Origin of the sequence: Aeromonas sp. s8 (genome assembly GCF_040907785.1) — a bacterium.
GTDB lineage: Bacteria > Pseudomonadota > Gammaproteobacteria > Enterobacterales > Aeromonadaceae > Aeromonas > Aeromonas veronii.
In genome coordinates, this window is record NZ_JBFOCL010000057.1 from 232,738 (window position 1) to 251,553 (window position 18,816).

16 protein-coding genes are annotated in these 18,816 nt (G+C 59.7%); 14 read left to right on the top strand and 2 right to left on the bottom strand.

The genetic code is table 11. The annotated features are described in order from the left end of the window. Nucleotides 1-4 precede the first annotated feature (4 nt). From aroB to AB5Y86_RS20500, 13 genes are all read left to right on the top strand, one after another. Entirely contained in the window at nucleotides 5-1,087 is a 1,083-nt protein-coding gene (gene aroB, locus AB5Y86_RS20440) for a 3-dehydroquinate synthase (protein ID WP_005362254.1), read from the top strand. Beyond that, entirely contained in the window at nucleotides 1,077-2,657 is a 1,581-nt protein-coding gene (locus AB5Y86_RS20445; RefSeq protein ID WP_368193923.1) for an SPOR domain-containing protein, read from the top strand. Before aroB ends, AB5Y86_RS20445 begins: the two co-directional genes overlap by 11 nt. 70 nt (nucleotides 2,658-2,727) lie before the next feature. Continuing rightward, nucleotides 2,728-3,600, top strand: coding sequence for a Dam family site-specific DNA-(adenine-N6)-methyltransferase (locus AB5Y86_RS20450; protein ID WP_005335008.1), 873 nt, complete (start codon nucleotides 2,728-2,730; stop codon nucleotides 3,598-3,600). A gap of 189 nt (nucleotides 3,601-3,789) precedes the next feature. Continuing rightward, the gene (rpe, locus tag AB5Y86_RS20455; protein WP_005335006.1) at nucleotides 3,790-4,464 is read left to right on the top strand and encodes a ribulose-phosphate 3-epimerase; all 675 of its coding nucleotides are present in this window, start codon (nucleotides 3,790-3,792) and stop codon (nucleotides 4,462-4,464) included. Then, nucleotides 4,451-5,119 carry a phosphoglycolate phosphatase gene (locus tag AB5Y86_RS20460; protein WP_368193924.1) on the top strand — a complete coding sequence of 223 codons (669 nt, stop codon included), beginning with the start codon at nucleotides 4,451-4,453 and terminating at the stop codon, nucleotides 5,117-5,119. Before rpe ends, AB5Y86_RS20460 begins: the two co-directional genes overlap by 14 nt. A 42-nt stretch (nucleotides 5,120-5,161) precedes the next feature. Continuing rightward, nucleotides 5,162-6,166 carry a tryptophan--tRNA ligase gene (gene trpS, locus AB5Y86_RS20465; protein ID WP_005334999.1) on the top strand — a complete coding sequence of 335 codons (1,005 nt, stop codon included), beginning with the start codon at nucleotides 5,162-5,164 and terminating at the stop codon, nucleotides 6,164-6,166. 118 nt (nucleotides 6,167-6,284) lie between these two features. After that, complete coding sequence (locus AB5Y86_RS20470; protein ID WP_005334997.1) at nucleotides 6,285-6,500, top strand: hypothetical protein; 216 nt, start codon at nucleotides 6,285-6,287, stop codon at nucleotides 6,498-6,500. A gap of 21 nt (nucleotides 6,501-6,521) precedes the next feature. Then, the gene (locus tag AB5Y86_RS20475; RefSeq protein ID WP_368193925.1) at nucleotides 6,522-7,103 is read left to right on the top strand and encodes an aminodeoxychorismate synthase component II; all 582 of its coding nucleotides are present in this window, start codon (nucleotides 6,522-6,524) and stop codon (nucleotides 7,101-7,103) included. A gap of 277 nt (nucleotides 7,104-7,380) precedes the next feature. Continuing rightward, on the top strand, nucleotides 7,381-8,598 hold the full coding sequence (locus AB5Y86_RS20480) for an aspartate aminotransferase family protein (RefSeq protein WP_368193926.1): 1,218 nt from the start codon (nucleotides 7,381-7,383) through the stop codon (nucleotides 8,596-8,598). Between the two features lie 76 nt (nucleotides 8,599-8,674). After that, the gene (gene astA, locus AB5Y86_RS20485; RefSeq protein ID WP_005334994.1) at nucleotides 8,675-9,694 is read left to right on the top strand and encodes an arginine N-succinyltransferase; all 1,020 of its coding nucleotides are present in this window, start codon (nucleotides 8,675-8,677) and stop codon (nucleotides 9,692-9,694) included. A 72-nt stretch (nucleotides 9,695-9,766) separates the two neighbouring features. After that, on the top strand, nucleotides 9,767-11,236 hold the full coding sequence (gene astD / locus AB5Y86_RS20490) for a succinylglutamate-semialdehyde dehydrogenase (RefSeq protein WP_368193927.1): 1,470 nt from the start codon (nucleotides 9,767-9,769) through the stop codon (nucleotides 11,234-11,236). A gap of 191 nt (nucleotides 11,237-11,427) precedes the next feature. Further along, nucleotides 11,428-12,225: a DUF1338 domain-containing protein gene (locus tag AB5Y86_RS20495; protein WP_021229798.1), complete on the top strand. Its 798-nt coding sequence runs from the start codon at nucleotides 11,428-11,430 to the stop codon at nucleotides 12,223-12,225. Nucleotides 12,226-12,459: 234 nt separating this feature from the next. Beyond that, nucleotides 12,460-12,720: a hypothetical protein gene (locus AB5Y86_RS20500; protein ID WP_368193928.1), complete on the top strand. Its 261-nt coding sequence runs from the start codon at nucleotides 12,460-12,462 to the stop codon at nucleotides 12,718-12,720. 84 nt (nucleotides 12,721-12,804) lie between these two features. On the opposite strand, the gene AB5Y86_RS20505 is transcribed toward AB5Y86_RS20500, so the two are convergent. Next, nucleotides 12,805-13,407 carry an HAD family phosphatase gene (locus AB5Y86_RS20505; RefSeq protein ID WP_167565071.1) on the bottom strand — a complete coding sequence of 201 codons (603 nt, stop codon included), beginning with the start codon at nucleotides 13,405-13,407 and terminating at the stop codon, nucleotides 12,805-12,807. A 173-nt stretch (nucleotides 13,408-13,580) separates the two neighbouring features. Here AB5Y86_RS20505 and AB5Y86_RS20510 point away from each other — a divergent pair, with 173 nt between their 5' ends. Further along, nucleotides 13,581-14,957, top strand: coding sequence for an MDR family MFS transporter (locus tag AB5Y86_RS20510; RefSeq protein WP_368193929.1), 1,377 nt, complete (start codon nucleotides 13,581-13,583; stop codon nucleotides 14,955-14,957). 111 nt (nucleotides 14,958-15,068) lie between these two features. On the opposite strand, the gene nifJ is transcribed toward AB5Y86_RS20510, so the two are convergent. Then, entirely contained in the window at nucleotides 15,069-18,614 is a 3,546-nt protein-coding gene (gene nifJ / locus AB5Y86_RS20515) for a pyruvate:ferredoxin (flavodoxin) oxidoreductase (protein WP_257691273.1), read from the bottom strand. Between the last annotated feature and the right edge of the window lie 202 nt (nucleotides 18,615-18,816).

Consider the following 18,816-nt stretch of genomic DNA (forward strand, 5'->3'; position numbering starts at 1 on the left):
GTCCATGGAACGGTTGAAGGTCGAACTGGGTGAACGCAGCTATCCCATCGAGATAGCTGCAGGGTTGTTGCAGCGCCCCGAGGCGCTGGTATCGACCATCAAGGGCAAGCGGGTGATGATAGTGACCAACACGGTCGTTGCTCCGCTTTATCTTGAACAGGTAACAGCTCTGCTGTCGGGTTTTCAGGTTGAACACCTGATCCTGCCTGACGGTGAGGCATACAAGAACCTGGCGACTTTTGAGCAGATCATGTCTGCTCTGCTTGAAACCAACCATGGGCGCGATACGACACTGATCGCTCTGGGGGGCGGCGTGATCGGGGATGTGGTGGGCTTTGCGGCAGCAAGCTATCAACGTGGCATTCCTTTTATCCAGATCCCGACCACTCTGCTCTCCCAGGTTGACTCCTCTGTCGGCGGTAAAACCGCTGTCAACCACCCCCTCGGCAAGAACATGATTGGGGCTTTTTATCAGCCCAAACAAGTTGTTATCGATACCGAATGTCTGAGTACCTTGCCAGCCCGCGAATTTGCCGCCGGGATGGCCGAGGTGATCAAGTACGGCATCATTTGGGATGCTGATTTCTTCAGCTGGCTGGAGCAGAACATGGTGCGTCTGCAACAGCTGGAACCTGCCGCGCTGGCCTACGCCATCAAACGCTGCTGCGAGATCAAAGCCGATGTGGTCGGTCAGGATGAGACCGAGCACGGCGTCCGTGCGCTGCTCAATCTGGGTCACACCTTTGGTCATGCTATTGAGGCCGAGCAGGGGTATGGCAACTGGCTGCATGGTGAGGCAGTGTCCGCCGGCACCATGCTGGCTGCCTGGACTGCGCAGGCCCGTGGCGATATGAGTGAAGCGGACGTTGCGCGTGTGCGCGCCCTGCTGCTGGCCGCCAATCTGCCCATTCATGCGCCTGCCGAGATGGATTTCGCCGCCTTTATTCGCCATATGCGCCGTGACAAGAAGGTGCTGGAAGGCAAGCTGCGTCTGGTGTTGCCGGTTGGTATCGGCCATGCGCAGGTGGTGGGGGATGTGTCCGATGCCGAGTTGCTGGCGGTGATCGAGTCTGGTCGTGACGAATAAACTGCTAAAACTTCCTTCCCAGCGGCAGCTGGTTGACCGGCTGCTGCATCTGATTGAATTCAATCACCCTTTCATTTTTCTCTCCGGTAAACCCGGTTGTGGTCGCGGTACCCTGTGCGAATCCCTGCTCGGCGTGTTGCCGGAAAAAGTGCGGGTGGTGAGCCTGATTGGTACACCTGCCATGAAGATGGTGGATGTGCGCCAGCTGTTGCTGCCACAGGTGGTGGCGCGCCCGCTGTTCAATCCACAGGATGCATTGGCAGAGAGCTTCTTTCGCATGCTGGAGGGGAGCAAGCCTGCCACCCTGTTGCTGCTGATAGAGCGGGCCGATCAGTTGCCGGCCGAGATGTTGGGAGAGTTGTGGGCGATCATCCGTCATAACGATACCCTGGCGGCGCCCCATCAGCTGGCCATTATTGTCTCGGGCAGTGACGTCTGGTGTCGTACCCAACGACCGCAGCTCAAAGGGCGTGCCATGCCAGCCCTTGAGCTGGAAGTGCCGCCCCTGAGCCCGCCCGAGCAGCGCATCTTCTTGTATGAGAAAGCCAAAGAGCTCAAGATCCCGGCGACCCTCTTGCCCAAGCCGCAAGTGGAGGAGATCCTGAAAACGGCGAACGGACATCCGTCCACCATCATGCAGTTACTGGAGGATATCATGACCGACAGAAGGCCCAAGAAGCGTCAGGCGGAGTTGCCTGTCAAGAAGATTGCCACCGCTATCGCGTTGGTCGCTGGCGGCCTGCTGGCGCTGAGCTACCTGCTGCCTGCGCTGTTTGACAATGAAAGTAAACCGGCACTGCAGGATCCGGCGCAGAACACGGCATTGCCGATCCCGGTAGCGGGAGGCGATCCCCTCACCGCAGGCGGTTCGAATACCGATGCCGCTGCACAAAGCGCGCAAAACCGCGATGCAGCCAACAATCCCAACGGGGTAGTGAAAGATTGGCAGCCGGAGGCGAAAGTGCTGCCCAAATCGGTGGAGAGCGAAACCGTGACCACCGAATCAACCAATTACGAAGGGCGTCGGGTGGTGATCTCTGACGAGGTCGTGCAAAAGCTGATGACCGAACCCAAGGTGAGCGGCGCTCTGCCTACTGACGTGGTGGACGAGCTGACCGGCAAGAACCCGAGTGGCACAGCCCCCAGTGGTGCAATCGCAACCATGGCGCCAGCCAGTACCTCCAAAGCACTGAATCCGGCGACAACCGCAACGCCTGCTGCCACCATCAAAACCGCCAGCAACGAGCCGGTTGCCGCGCCAGCACCCAAAGTGGCCCTGACACCGGTCGCCACCTTGAACAAGAAGCCGCGCAACCACTACAGCGTTCAGCTGATGGGGGCGAGCAACACCAAGGCGGTGGATCAGTTTGTCGCCGAGCATGGTCTGGCGGGCAAGGTATGGGTCTATCAGACCAAATTCCGTGGCAGCCCCTGGTACGTGGTGCTGCAAGGGGATTATGCCGGTCTGACCCAGGCCAAGAGTGCCATTCGCAAGCTTCCGCCAGCCTTGCTGAAAGGCCAGCCCTGGCCCAAGTCGTTTGCACAGGTACAAAAAGAGCTGAAGCAATAGCCTTGATACCGGATAAGGGGGTAGAATCGTCCCCCTTTTTGGGTCTTGCCTTCTTACACACCGGATTTCCATGAAAAAAACACGCGCTTTTTTAAAATGGGCCGGGGGAAAATACTCCCTGGTTGAAGAGATCGCCGAGCGCCTGCCGGCCGGGCGTGTGTTGCTGGAGCCCTTCGTCGGGGCCGGGTCTGTGTTTCTCAACACCGACTACGACGCGTATGTGCTCAACGACATCAATCCGGATCTGATCTGCCTGTACAACCACCTCAAGCTGACGCCGGACAGTTTCATTGCCGAGGCGCGCAAGCTGTTTGTGGCAGAGCACAACCACAAGGCGGCCTATTACCGGCTGCGTACCCAGTTCAATCAGACCGAGACCACCTTCGAGCGGGCACTCTTGTTCCTGTTTCTCAACCGTCACGGTTTCAACGGACTGTGCCGTTACAACAAGAAGGGCGGCTTCAACGTGCCGTTCGGTTCCTACAAGAAACCCTATTTCCCGGAAAAAGAGCTGTGGGCCTTTGCCGAAAAGGCGCAGAAGGCGACCTTTATCTGCGAGAGCTACGCCGACGCCATCAAGCGTGCCGAAGAGGATTGGGTTATCTACTGTGATCCACCCTATGCGCCGCTCTCCACTACGGCGAGCTTCACCACCTATGCCTCCGGCGGGTTTACCCTGGATGATCAGGCGATTCTGGCGCGACTGGCCCGCCACACAGCCGCTCACAAAGGGGTGCCGGTGCTGATCAGCAACCACGATATCGAGCTGACTCGTGAGCTTTATCGCGGTGCTCGCCTCGACGAGATCCTGGTCAAGCGTACCATCAGTCGCAACGGCGGCACCCGCAACAAGGTCGCCGAGTTGCTGGCGCTCTATCCCCCCGGTATCGAGCCGGAGCAGGGCTACTATCCCAGCGACAGTGAACTGCTGCCGCTGACGTAACAGACCATGCGGCGCCCAGGGGCGCCGTTTTTTATGGGCAAGTCCGCGCCCGTGCCGATGCCCCAAAACCCGGGTTGCTGGGGGAGGGGAGGTGATTGCCCCATTTACCCCGCATTCGAGTCGTTTTCGCCCGCCTTTTACGTTAAAATTGCGCCGCTTTTTCTCCCTGGCTGCCAATGGATGATGCTGATGAAAGACTTTCTGATTGCCCCCTCGATCCTCTCTGCCGATTTTGCCCGTCTGGGTGACGATGTAGCCAAGGTACTGGCTGCCGGTGCCGACGTGGTTCACTTCGACGTGATGGACAACCACTATGTTCCCAACCTGACCATTGGCCCCATGGTCTGTCAGGCGCTGCGTGACTACGGTATCGAGGCCCCCATCGACGTGCACCTGATGGTCAAGCCGGTGGATCGCATCATTCCTGATTTTGCCAAGGCCGGTGCTTCCCTCATCACCTTCCATCCGGAAGCCTCTGATCACGTTGATCGCTCTTTGGGCCTCATCAAGGAGATGGGCTGCCAGGCGGGTCTGGTGCTCAATCCTGCTACCTCGCTCTCCTGCCTCGAATATGTGATGGACAAGCTGGATGTGATCCTGCTGATGTCGGTCAACCCGGGCTTCGGTGGCCAGAGCTTTATCCCCGGCACCCTCGACAAGCTGCGTCAGGTGCGTCGTCTGATCGACGAGAGCGGCCGCGATATCCGCCTCGAGATCGATGGCGGGGTGAAGGTCGACAACATCCGCGAGATCGCCGAAGCGGGCGCCGACATGTTTGTCGCCGGCTCTGCCATTTTCAGCCAGCCTGACTACAAGGCGGTGATCGATAAGATGCGTGCGGAGCTGGCTCATGTCACACGCTGAGCGCGCATTTGATTTGGTGCTGTTCGATCTGGACGGCACCCTGATTGACAGCGCCGCCCAGTTGGCGCTGGCAGTCAATCTGACTCTGGCAGACCTCGGTCTGGTTCAGGCCGATGAAGCGGTGATCCGTACCTGGGTCGGCAACGGGGCTGACAAGCTGATCCAGCGGGCGCTCGCCTATCGCGAGGCCGATCCCGAGCTGTTTGCCAAGGCCAGACCGATTTTTTTCCAGCACTACAACGCCTGCCTGCTGCAAGGGCTGGCTATGTATGACGGAGTTGCCCAGAGTCTGCGTCGCTTGCAAACCCTGGGCTACAAGCAGGCGATCGTCACCAACAAGCCTAGCGATTTCGTGGCCCCCATCCTCGATGCCCTCGGCATCAGCGATTGTTTCGAACTCTGGCTTGGCGGCAACTGCGTGCCGGTCAAGAAGCCGAGCCCGGAGCCCTTGCTGCACGCCTGCCAGGAGTTGGGGGTGAGCCCGGCTCGCACCCTGATGGTGGGCGACTCAGAAAATGACGTGCTGGCGGCCAAGGCGGCTGGCATGAAGGTGGTGGGTCTTACCTACGGCTACAACTATGGCCGCCCCATCGCCGACTCCCATCCAGACTGGGTATTCGAGCAGTTTGCCCAGCTCGATGCACTTTTGGTCTAATAGCGCAGCTGGGCTGGCTGAATAACAAGGATTAACACTCTCATGACTAAACCAATCGTATTGAGCGGAGCGCAACCCTCCGGTCAACTGACCATCGGCAACTACATGGGGGCCCTGCGTCAGTGGGTCAACATGCAGGATGAGTTCGACTGCCTCTACTGCATCGTCGACCTGCACGCCATCACCACTCGTCAGGACCCGGCTGCCCTGCGCAAAGCTTGTCTGGACGCGGCTGCCCTCTATCTGGCGGTCGGTATTGATCCCAAGAAGAGCACCGTCTTCATCCAGTCTCATGTGCCGCAGCACGCCGAGCTGGGCTGGATCCTCAACTGCTATACCCAGATGGGTGAGCTGTCGCGCATGACCCAGTTCAAGGACAAGTCCGCCCGTTTCGAGAACAACGTCAACGTCGGCCTGTTCGGCTATCCGGTACTGATGGCGGCCGACATCCTGCTCTATCAGGCCAACCAGGTGCCGGTCGGCAACGACCAGAAGCAGCATCTGGAGCTGACCCGTGACATCTGTACCCGTTTCAACAACCTCTATGGTGACGTGTTCACCATGCCGGAGCCCTTCATTCCGACCGAAGGGGCGCGGGTGATGAGCTTGCAGGATCCGACCAAGAAGATGTCCAAGTCGGATGACAACGAGGCCAACTTCATCGGTCTGCTGGAAGATCCCAAGCAGATCGTCAAGAAGATCAAGCGTGCGGTGACCGACTCCGACGAGCCGGCGGTGGTGCGTTTTGATCCGGAAAATAAACCGGGTGTCTCCAACCTGCTGACCCTGATGTCTGGTGTGACCGGCCGCTCCATCCCCGAGCTGGAGCAGCACTTCGAAGGCAAGATGTACGGTCACCTCAAGACCGAAACCGCCGAAGCCGTGGTTGCGCTGCTGGAACCGATCCAGGCCCGTTTCCACGAGTTGCGTCAGGATGAGGCCCATCTGATCGCGATTCTTGCAGAAGGCGCACAAAAGGCGCGCGAAAGAGCTGAAAAAACCCTGACCAGCGTATATGATGTAGTCGGCTTCGTTCCTCGAGCCTGACATACTGGGAAGGTGTAGTAGAAGAGAGCTGGGTATTTGCCTGGCTTTCTTTATTTTCTGCTCGGCTATTTTGTTTAATTTCTTTATTTCAACCTGGGTAATATCCCCAAGAGAAAGCATGCCTGTTCAACCAACTATTTCTGCTGAAGAGCTGAGTGACAAAGGTCACTGGCTACGTAAATTTCGCAAGGCGAAAAACCTCAATACCCTGCAGTTGATGGTCTCCAATGCCATCGACAAGCACCATAAAACCCCTGCCGTTGCTGCCGCCATCTATCTGGCCGAGTGTCAGCGTGAACGGGAAATGGAACAGGGTCGTTATCTCGATCGTTAATTCTCCGCTGTTGGTTATCTCATGCTGTTGTTGATCGATAACTACGACTCTTTTACCTGGAACCTGGTGCAATATTTCGGCGCCCTGGGACAAGAGGTTGTGGTCAAGCGCAATGATGAACTGACGCTCGATGCCATAGCGCAGCTCTCCCCCCGTTTTCTGGTGATCTCTCCCGGTCCCTGTACGCCCAATGAGTCGGGGATCTCTCTCGATGCCATCAGCCACTTCGCTGGCAAGCTGCCCATTCTCGGCGTCTGTCTCGGTCATCAGTCGCTGGCGCAGGCCTTCGGCGCCCGCGTAGTGCGTGCCCGTCAGGTAATGCACGGCAAAACCTCGCTCATCCGCCATCGCAATGAGGGAGTGTTCAAGGGGCTCAACAACCCGCTGCGTGTGACCCGTTACCACTCCTTGGTGGTGGAGCGCGACACGCTGCCCGACTGCTTCGACATCACCGCCTGGAGCGAGCATGCCGATGGCTCGTTTGACGAGATCATGGGGCTGCGCCATAAGACGCTCCCCATCGAGGGTGTTCAGTTCCATCCGGAGAGTATTTTGAGCGAGCAGGGCCATCAGTTGCTGGCCAACTTTCTGGCGCGTTCATAAAAAAGTTGTGATCGCCTTCTCAAGTTCGAGAGAAGGCAAAAAAAATTTCCCTGACACTTTATTCACCCCCTCTCCTGCCCAAATTATCTCTTGCCAAGCCCCCCTGAGTCGTTATGCAATGCGGTTGCCTAAAATCTCAAGAGCAATCGAACATTGTTCCTTATAGGCCGTCTTGTTACAGACTTTTTACTTTATTTCTGTGATAATCCCGTCACGTTTACACGGATTTAACTTTTGGGCGGTGGATTATTCTGTCGCCGAATCGAAGGAGAGCTATATGTCAGAGTTGTTGGCAGTGACACGTGAAGTGTTTGATGAAGTGATGGTTCCCAACTATGCGCCCGCCAAGATCATCCCGGTGCGTGGTGAAGGGTCACGTGTCTGGGATCAGGAAGGGCGCGAGTATGTCGACTTCGCCGGTGGCATCGCCGTCAACGGTTTGGGTCACTGTCATCCCAAGCTGGTCGAGGCCCTGAAAACCCAGGGCGAGAAGCTGTGGCACCTCTCCAACGTCATGACCAACGAGCCGGCCCTGCGTCTGGCCAGGAAGCTGGTTGCCGCCACCTTCGCCGACAAGGTCTACTTCTGCAACTCAGGCGCCGAAGCGAACGAAGCGGCCCTCAAGCTGGCTCGCCGCTATGCCATCGAGAAGTTTGGCGAGCAGAAGACCCAGATCATCGCCTTCAATCAGGGTTTCCACGGTCGTACCTTCTTTACCGTGAGCGTCGGCGGTCAGGCAGCCTACTCCGATGGCTTCGGTCCCAAGCCCGGTGACATTACCCACGTACCCTACAACGATCTGGCGGCGCTGGCCGAGGTGATCTCCGACAACACCTGCGCCGTGGTGATGGAGCCGCTGCAAGGGGAGGGGGGCATCATTCGTCCTACCGACGAGTTTGCCAAAGGGGTGCGCGAGCTGTGCGACAAACACAATGCCCTGCTCATCTATGACGAAGTACAGTCCGGTGTCGGCCGGACCGGTGATCTCTATGCCTATATGGGTCTGGGCGTCACGCCGGACATCCTCACCAGCGCCAAGGCGCTGGGTGGCGGTTTTCCCATCGGCGCCATGCTGACAACCAACGAAATCGCCTCTTACCTGAAAGTGGGCACTCACGGCTCTACTTACGGCGGCAACCCGCTGGCCTGTGCGGTCGCCGAGGCGGTGATCGATGTGATCAATACTCCGGAGGTGCTGGCTGGCATCAAACAGCGCGAACAGCTGTTCCGCGATGGCCTTGAAGCCATCAATGCCAAATACCACTGCTTTAGCGAGATCCGCGGCAAGGGTCTGCTGCTGGGCGCGGCCCTGAGCGATGCCTACAAGGGGCGCTCCCGCGACTTCCTGCTGGCCTCCATCGATCAGGGGCTGATGGCACTGGTGGCCGGTACCAATGTGGTTCGTTTTGCCCCTTCACTGGTGATCCCGGAAGCGGACATCAAGGAAGGGTTGGCCCGCTTCGAGAAGGCGGTTGCCCAGGTGGTTAACGCCTGATTCCAAATTGAGGTGGGGAGCTCTCCCGGCAGGAGCCGGGACCCCACCTGTCGTCAATGAAAGGGAGTTGTCATTTATGTTGGTTATCCGTCCCATCGAGCAAAAAGATTTTGCCGGGCTCAAGACCTGCGCCATCGAGTCCGGCACCGGCATGACCTCGTTGCCCGTCAACGATGAGCTGCTGCAGCGCAAGATTGATGCCTCTACCCAGACTTTTTCCGACAAGCCCGCCGGCAAGGGGGACTGCCTCTACTTCTTCGTGGCTGAGGATCTGGAGACCGGCGAGATGGTCGGCACCTGTGCCATCGATGCCGCGGTTGGCCTCTCCCAGCCGTTTTACAACTACCACATCGGCAAGGTGGTGCACTCTTCCCCCAAGCTCGGCATCTACAACGTCGTTGAAACCCTGACTCTCTCCAACGACTACACCGGCAACTCCGAGCTCTGCACCCTGTTCTTGCGCGAATGTGCCCGCGAGGGGCTCAACGGCCGCCTGCTCTCCAAGCACCGCTTTCTGTTTATGGCCGAGCACCCCGAGCTGTTTGACGAGACCGTCTTCGCCGAGATGCGTGGCGTCTCCGATGCCAACGGTCACAGCCCCTTCTACGAGTGGCTGCAAACCCATTTCTTCTCGATGGATTTTCCTACCGTCGACTATCTGACCGGCATCGGCAAGAAGCGTTTTATCGCCGAACTGATGCCCAAGTACCCCATCTACGTCAATTTGCTGAGTAAAGAGGCGCGCGCCGTTATCGGTCAGACCCACGAGAAGACCCGTCCCGCCATCAAGATGCTGCAGGACGAGGGCTTCGTGAACCGTGGCTACGTCGATATTTTCGATGCGGGCCCCACCGTCGAGTGCGACGTGAAGAATATCCGCAGCGTGCGCCGCAGCAAGAAGCTGCGGGTGCTGGTGGGCGAGCCCATCGGTGGCAAGACCCACCTTATCTGCAACAGCCGTTTCGAGCATTACCGCGCCTGCTACGGCAATATCCGGGTCGATCTCGACAAGCACGAAGCCATCATTCCGCCCAAGATGGCGGCGGCACTCAAGGTGCAGGATGGCGACATGGTGCGGGTGGTCGACCTCGACTGAGACAAACAGGACAAGCAAACCGATTATCAGACAGGCAGCCGAGGCTGCCTGCCAGCGACAGGGAGTGAATGGATGAGCCAGTTAGTGCAATTTATCGACGGTCAGTGGCTTGCCGGTGAAGGCAAGCCGTTCGAGTCAACCGATCCGGCCAAGAACGAGGTGATCTGGCAGGGGGTTGCCGCCAGTGCGGCGCAGGTGGATGACGCCGTCAAGGCCGCCCGTGCCGCCTTCTACCACTGGGCGGACATGAGCCTTGAGGATCGCCTGACCATAGTGCGTCGTTATGCCGACCTGCTCGGCGAGCAGAAAGAGGCGCTGGCCCTGACTATCGCCCGCGAAACAGGCAAACCGCTGTGGGAGACCCGTACCGAAGTAGCCGCCATGCAGGGCAAGATTGCCATCTCCATCCGGGCGCACGACGAGCGTACCGGCACCGTTGAAAATGCCATGCCGGGCGCCAAGGCGTTTGTCCGTCACAAGCCCCACGGTGTGGTGGCGGTGTTCGGCCCCTACAACTTCCCGGGCCATCTGCCCAACGGCCATATCGTCCCGGCGCTGATTGCGGGTAACGCCGTGGTGTTCAAACCCTCCGAGCTGACCCCCATGGTGGCCGAGGCCATGGTCAAGGTGTGGCAGCAGGCCGGATTGCCCAAGGGGGTGCTCAATCTGGTGCAAGGGGAGGTCGAGACTGGCAAGGCGCTGGCGGGCAACCCCGATATCGACGGCCTCTTCTTCACCGGCTCCTCCCGCACCGGCCATTTCCTCCATCAGCAGTTTGCCGGTCAGCCGGGAAAAATTTTGGCACTGGAGATGGGCGGCAACAACCCGCTGATTGTGAAAGATGTGAGCGACATCGACGGCGCCGTCCATGCCATCGTCCAGTCGGCGTTCATCACTTCCGGTCAGCGCTGCACCTGCTCCCGCCGCCTGTTTGTCGAGCGCGGCGAGCGGGGCGATACCCTGGTCAAGCGACTGGTCGAGGTGGTGGGTAAGATCAAGGTCGGCCTCTATGACGCAGCCGAGCAGCCGTTCATGGGCTCGATGATAAGCGAGAAGGCAGCACTGGGCATGGTCGAGGCGCAAGCCAACCTGCAGCGCCTCGGTGGCGAGAGCCTGCTTACCCTCAAGCACCTGGAAGCGGGTACCGGCTTTGTCTCCCCGGGCATTATCGACGTGACTGCAGTCAAGGCGCTGCCGGATGAAGAGTACTTCGGCCCGCTGCTGCAACTCATTCGCTATGACGATTTCGATGCCGCTATCGATCAGGGCAACGCCACCCGTTATGGTCTCTCGGCCGGTCTGCTGGGGGACAGGGAGGCGGACTGGCACCATTTCTTCAAGCGGATCCGCGCCGGTATCGTCAACTGGAACAAACCCATCACCGGCGCCTCCAGTGCCGCGCCGTTTGGTGGCATCGGCGCCTCCGGCAACCACAGGGCGAGCGCCTACTACGCCGCTGACTACTGTGCGTATCCGGTTGCCTCTGTCGAAGACAGCAAAGCCGCCATGCCGGAGCAGCTGTCTCCTGGTTTGACGTTTTAAGAGCAAATGGGGATGCCAATGCAGCAGAGATGGCTCAACACCGCCGACTACTGTGTCATATCCCCGGTTGCCTCTGTCGAAGACAGCAAGGCCGCCATGCCGGATCAACTGTTGCCTGGCCTGCGCTTCCAATAACGACACGGGGCATCCAGCGGTGCCCCCATCTGTACCCGCAATCAAAGGAAAGAGAGATGCAAAAGGATATCGACACCCTGTTCAGCCATCTGTGGGACAACTACATCAAGGTGACCCCGAGCGCCCTCAAGGTGCACACCCTGCTGGGTGGCGGCGAGCCCATCGTCAACGATCACGTGGCGTTTCGTACCTACAACCTGCCCAAGCTGGGGCTGGAGAAGCTGGCCGCCCACTTCCTGGCGCTCGGTTACGAGCAGAAGGGCGAGTACGTTTTCAAGGCCAAGAAGCTCTACGCCAAGCACTTCGAGCATCAGGATCCGGACGCTCCCAAGGTGTTTATCAGCGAGCTGAAGGTGGAAGAACTCTCCCCAGCGGCGCAGGCCATCATCCACAAGCTGGCGGATCAGGTGCCCGATCATCTGACCGATACCCCGGCATTTCTCTACACCGGTGCCCCCTGGCAGGTCTCCTATGCCGATTATCAGACTCTGCTGGCGGAGAGCGAGTACGCGGCATGGATGGCAGCATGGGGCTATCGTGCCAACCACTTCACGGTCAATATCAACAAGTTGAAGGATTTCGACACCATCCATCAGGTCAATGCTGCGCTGAAGGCGGCGGGTTTTGTGCTCAACAGCGTGGGTGGCGAGGTGAAAGGGGATCCGCAGGTGATGCTGGAGCAATCCTCCACCATGGCTGACAAAGCAGAGGTGCCGTTCAGCGATGGGGTGCGTACCATCCCGAGCTGCTTCTACGAGTTTGCCCTGCGCTATCCGCAAGCCGATGGCGTGCTCTATCCAGGCTTCGTCGAGGCCTCGGCCGACAAGATCTTCGAATCGACGAATGCCATGTAACGGGAGCCACCCTGTTTCAGTCGCAACGCCTCCTTTGTGGAGGCGTTTTGTTTGGCGCAGAGTGACGGTATCGGGTGTTGTCTGACGCCGTGTGAAGAGGGGATTTGGACGGCGCCCAACCGGTAAAGGTTTGTTGATAAAAATGTGAAATAGATCACTTGATACATCACAGATTGACGCTGGCGGCGGAGCAAAAAGGAGTAGAATGGCGCTTTATTTTTGCGGGGCCAATCGATGCCTAACTATCATTTTTTCAAGCAAGGTCAGGCGCTTACCTATCTAGATGCCAATGCACCCAGCTATAGCGATGAGCGTCGTCAACTGGTCGAACAGGGATTTGCCGCCATCGCCGCCCCCACCTTTGCAGATACCCCTGCCGAAGCCCTTGAGCTGCTTCGCACTCATCAGGCACTACAGGATGAGGCGCAGGCCAACGCCCTTTGTCTGAAGGTTGCCGCTATTCCGGCGGTGATCGCAACTCTGTCCGGGCACTGACGCTGCCGCTATGCTCACCTGAATAAAAAATGGTGCCACTGTCGTGACACCATTTTATCGGTTTGCCTGCTTGCCCTGAGTACTTTACCGCTGGTGCAGGTCACCTTCGATAACCAGCACGGTATCCATCCCTGCCGCCTTGCCAGCCTCAAGCCCGATCCGGGTATCTTCAAACACCAGACAGTTGGCCGGATTGGCGCCGAGCAGCTCGGCCACCCGCAAAAAGGTGTCGGGGTGCGGTTTGTGGTTGGTGACATCATCGGCACTGACCACCACAGAGATATAGGCATCGAGCCCGGTACTTTTCAGGATGGAGTCCGCCTGATTGCGCGGTGAGCCGGTGCCAATCCCCATCTTCACCTTGCCGTGATAGTGCCTGACCAGCTCCCACATCTTGGGAAAGACGCTGACCTTGTCGATGTGCGCCATGTAGAGGGCAATCTTGCGACGGGTAAAAGCCTCGACATCCACCGTCAGCCCCTGCTGCTCGGCCAGCATGGCGATGATCTTGCGGGTGGGAATACCGCCGTACTGATAGAGCTGTTCCCGCTCGAAGGGGATGCCGAATTCGGCGCAGGTAAGCTCCCAAGCATCCAGATGAAGGGGCATGGAATCTACCAAAGTGCCATCCATATCGAAAATCAGGGCATCGTAGTGATCAAACCCGTACTGCTCACGCTCGCTCATGGGGGCTCCTCGAATCAAATAGAGCAGGCTAGCAGAAACGGTCGGCGTTTTGTGGGATCGGCCTCATGGTTGGGCATATTGTGGCCGCCGTTTTTTCTATCTCTTGCTGATTTGTGAGACAATAATCCGTTCATTGCCGGATACTTTGGCATATCAGATCAGCGAGTCTGCTTATGACCTCGAAAATATCCCCCAAAACCATTTTCTCCAGTGTGGCGCTGGTGATCGCGCTCGGTTCACTGGAAAAGAGCATAGTCACCACCCCGCTGCCCATGATTGGCGCCGAGCTGCATGCCGGTGCCGCCCTCACCTGGGTGGTCACCGCCTACCTGCTGGCGGCTACCGCCGTGCTGCCCCTCTACGGCAAGCTGAGCGATCTCTTTGGCCGGGTGCGGATGCTCAATATCGGCATCGGCCTGTTTCTGGCTGGCTCGGTGGCCTGCGCGCTCTCTCAGGATTTGCCGACCCTGCTGGCGGCACGGGTGCTGCAAGGGCTGGGGGGCGGTGGTCTGATTGCCCTCGCGTTTACCGTGATTGCCGATACCATTCCGCCACGGGAGGTGGGCAAGTATCAGGGCTACATTTCGGCGGTCTATGCGGTCTCCAGCATCGCTGGCCCCTTGCTCGGCGGCTATTTCACCGAGCAGCTCAGCTGGCGCTGGATCTTCTGGATCAATCTGCCGCTCGGGGCGCTGGCGGTCTTTCTCATCAACCGCAACCTCAAGCAGCTCAACGTGCGTCGCAACAGTCGCTTCGACTGGAAGGGGGCGGGTCTGCTGATTACCGTCACCACGCTCACCCTGTTGCTGCTCTCGCCGGAGGCGGCGCTGCCTGCCGTCTGGCTTTCGGTGGCGCTGGGCGTGGCACTGCTGCTGCTCATTCTGATTGAGCGGCGCGCCCACGATCCCATTCTGCCTGCCCATCTGGCCCGGCTGCCCGGCTATCTGGTGAGCGTGCTGCTGGTGATGCTCTCCCAGCTGCTGATGTTTGCCGTGCTGGTCTATCTGCCGTTGCAGATGCAGTGGCAGAAGGGGATGAGCGCCAGCGAGAGCGGCGCCATCATGGTTATCTTCATGATTTGCATCACTGCCGGCGCCTTTGTCGGCGGCAAGCTGATTGGCCGTACCGGTCACTACAAGAGCTTTGTTGCGGTGGGCTTTGGCCTCGCGGCAGTGGCTCTGTGGCAGATCCACTTTGATGCCTGGGTCAGACTGGCCCTCGGGTTTGCAGGTATTGGTCTCGGTCTGGTGCTGCCCGCCCTCTCGGTAGTAGTGCAAAATGCCCTGCCACGGCAGGATCGCGGTATCGGCATGTCTCTGTTCAACTTCGGACGGGAGCTGGGCGGTGCCGTCGGCGTGGCCATCTGCTCCATGCTGTTTCACTTCCGCCTGCCGGCCGGCAGCGATGGCGATCTGAGCCGGCTCGCGCCCGATCTGCTGGCCCCGGGCTTCAGCGCAACCTATATCGGCATGGCACTGATCGCCACGCTGGCGCTGCTTATCACCCTGCTGGCGTTGAAGCGCCACGAGCTGGCCTCCATCAGTGCCTGATCAGGCCTGCGCCGACATTGGCTCACCATAGATAGCATCAGGGCTCCCCGCGGGGAGCCCTGATTGTTATTTGGCGAATAGAGAGGCTGTTGCCATCAAGCCATGCGCAGGTTACTCCTGCGCCGGACTCTCCTTGCCTGCCAGCTGGCTCAGCCAAGCGAAGCGGCGATTAGCCTCCTGTTCTGCCTCTTCATAGAGCTGGCTGGCCACCTCCGGCAGCTGGCGTTCCAGCAGCTGGAAGCGGGGCTCATGGCGCAAGGTCTCGGCCAGCGAGGCATTGGGGGCCCGCGAGTCGAGCGCCAGCGGCAGTTTGCCCTCGTCAGCGCGGCGCGGATCGAAGCGGTAGAGGGGCCAGAAGCCGGTGGCTGTCAGCTGCTTCATCTGCTCATGGCTCTCGGCCATGTCGTAGCCATGCTCCTCGCAGGGGCTGTAGGCGATGATGAGCGAGGGCCCCGGATAGGCTTCCGCCTCCTGAATCGCTTTTACCGTCTGGTTCATCTGGGCGCCGAGGGAGATCTGCGCCACATAGACGTGGCCATACATCATCACGCTGGCCCCGAGATCCTTACGTGCCTTGCGTTTGCCCTGCTCGCCAAACTTGGTAATGGCACCAAGCGGGGTTGCCTTCGACTGCTGGCCGCCGGTGTTGGAGTAGCACTGGGTGTCGAGCACCAGCACATTGATGTTCTCCCCCAGACTCAGCACATGGTCGAGCCCGCCAAAGCCGATGTCGTAGGCCCAGCCATCGCCGCCGATGAGCCAGACCGATTTTTCCACCAGATAGTCCGCATCGCGAGCCAGCTCAAGGGCCTCCGGAGTCTTGCTCTCTTGCAGCAGCTCCCGCAGCTGCTGGATATGGGCCCGCTGCTCGGAAACCGGCAGGGTGGCATCGCCGAGCACCTCGCGTAGCGCTGCAGGTATGGTGTCGCCCAGGCTCGCCAGCAGACGGCGAACCCGCTCCCTGTGCTGAACGACGGTAAGACGGAAGCCCAGACCGAACTCGGCGTTGTCTTCAAACAGCGAGTTGGCCCAGGCCGGCCCGCGCCCGTCGGCGTTGGTGGTGTAGGGGGTGGTAGGCAGGTTACCGCCATAAATGGACGAGCAGCCGGTGGCGTTGGCAATCAGCAGCCGGTCGCCATAGAGCTGGGTCAGCAGCTTGATATAGGGAGTCTCGCCACAGCCGGAGCAGGCGCCCGAGTATTCAAACAGCGGCGAGATGAGCTGGGAGGTGCGGATATCGATGCGTTCCAGCTGCTCGGCGCTGCGCTCTGGCAGATCGAGGAAGAAGTCGTAGTTGGCCTTCTGCGCGTCGAGGTGATCGAGGCGTGAAGCCATATTGATCGCCTTGCGATCCGGGTTGCTGCGATCCTTGGCCGGGCACACCTCGACGCAGAGATTGCAGCCGGTGCAATCCTCCGGCGCCACCTGCAGCACGTACTGCTGGCCGCGCATGTCACGAGATTTCACATCCAGCGCATCGAGAGTGGCGGGAGCTGCGGCCAGCGCATCCGGTTCTACCACCTTGGCGCGAATGGCCGAGTGGGGACAGGCGGCGACGCAGTAGTTGCACTGGGTACAGAGCTCCGCCTCCCAGATGGGGATCTCCTTGGCGATGTTGCGCTTCTCCCAGCGGGTGGTGCCGACCGGCCAGGTGCCATCCGGCGGGAAGGCGGAGACAGGCATGTTGTCACCCAGCCCCGCCAGCATGGCGGCAGTGACGGTCTGGACAAAATCGGGGGCTTTGGCGGAAACCACCGGTGGACGGGGGCGGCTGGCGGGATCCAGCTCACCCAGCGGCACCCGGGTCAGGGCGGCGCAGGTTGCCTCCAGTGCCATCCAGTTGCGCTCGACCAGCGCTTGTCCTTTGCTGCCATAGCTGGTGGCGATGGCCTGCTTCAGCAGGCTGGTCGCCTCTGTGGGGGGAATGATGGCGCTGAGCTGGAAGAAGGCCATCTGCATCACGGTATTGATGCGGTTACCGAGCTGGCAGTTGCGGGCAATTTTGGCGGCGTTGATGATGTAGAAGCGCGCCTCTTTTTCGCGCAGGGCCTGCTGCACCTCGCTGGGGAGGCGCGGCCAGATCTCCGCTTCGCTGTAGGGGGTGTTGAGCAGGAAGATGCCGCCCGCTTTCAAGCGCTCCGCCATCCGGTACTTGTCGACAAACTGCCACTGATGGCAGCCGATAAAGTCCGCCTCTTCCACCAGATAGGCCGATTGCAGCGGCCGCTCGCCCACCCGCAGGTGAGAGACGGTGAGGCCGCCCGCCTTTTTGGAGTCGTAGACGAAATAGCCCTGCGGATAGAGGTCGGTGTGGTTGCCGAGAATCTTGATGCTGTTCTTGGCCGCCGAGACGGTGCCATCGCTGCCAAGGCCGTAGAAGAGCGCTTCCAGCTTGTGTTGCTGGCTGTGGATGGGGCTTTGCGAATTCAGCGCGGGAAGCGGCAGCGAGAGACCTGTGATGTCATCGAAGATGCCGACGGTAAAGCGCGGGCGCGGGTTCTCCTGCGCCAGTTCGGCAAACACCGCCAGCGCGCAGGCGGGGCCGAACTCTTTGGAGGAGAGGCCATAGCGACCGCCGATGACCCGCGGCAGGCTTGCCCGTTCGCCCCGGCTGACAGCTTCGGCCAGCGCCGTCATCACGTCGAGATAGAGGGGCTCGGCCTGTGCGCCCGGCTCTTTGGTGCGATCCAGTACGGCGATGGAGCGGGCACTCTCGGGAATCGCGGCCAGCAGGTGCCCGGCCGAGAAGGGACGGAACAGCCGCACCTTCACCAGACCTACCTTCTCCCCTTGGGCCAGCAGGCGCTCGATCACCTCTTCACAGGTGCCGATGGCCGAGCCCATCAGCACCACAATCCGCTCCGCCTGCGAGTGGCCAACGTATTCAAATGGCCGGTAGTGGCGGCCGGTCTGCTTGCCAAAGGCCTGCATTGCCTCATTCACATGGCCATAGGCGGCGTCATACCAGGGGTTGCTCGCCTCCCTGCACTGGAAGTAGGTGTCCGGGTTGGCGGCGGTGCCGCGAATGACCGGTTTGTCGGGGGTGAGCGCCCGGTCACGATGGGCACGGATGGCATCTGCGGGCAGCAGGGCACGCAGGGTGTCGTCAGCGAGCGGCGCTATCTTGGCGATCTCGTGAGAGGTACGAAAGCCGTCGAAGAAGTGGATAAAGGGGAGGCGGCTGTTGAGGCTCGCTATCTGGGAGATCAGGGCAAAGTCCTGCGCCTCCTGCACATTGCTGGCACAGAGCATGGCACAGCCGGTCTGGCGCACCGCCATCACGTCAGAGTGATCGCCAAAGATAGATAGCGCGTGGGTCGCCACGGTGCGCGCCGCCACATGCAGCACGAAGGGGATGAGCTGACCCGCCAGCTTGTAGAGGTTGGGGATCATCAGCAGCAAACCCTGCGACGAGGTAAACGAGGTCGCCAGCGCGCCGGTCTGCAGGGCGCCGTGGACGGCGGCAATGGCACCCCCTTCCGACTGCATCTCGACAACCCGGGGCACATCCCCCCAGAGGTTCTTGCCCCGCTCGCTCGACCAGGCCGACGACTGTTCAGCCATGGCCGAACTGGGGGTGATGGGGTAGATGGCGATGACTTCGCTGGTGCGGTACGCCACCGAGGCGACTGCGTTATTCCCGTCTGTGGTGATCATGTGTTTTCCACTTTGCTATGCCAGTTTGAAGGCCGATAGTTGCATCGGCAATGGATAGGTCGCTGGCATAGTAAGAGGGGCAATGAGAGCGTATCAAACGGGATAAATAATCAATTAATAAGTCAGTAATAGTGGTTAATTTAATCCCGCCGCGTGGGGGCATGATTTTCTGCTGACAGCCCAATGGGAGGTGGCTGACGGG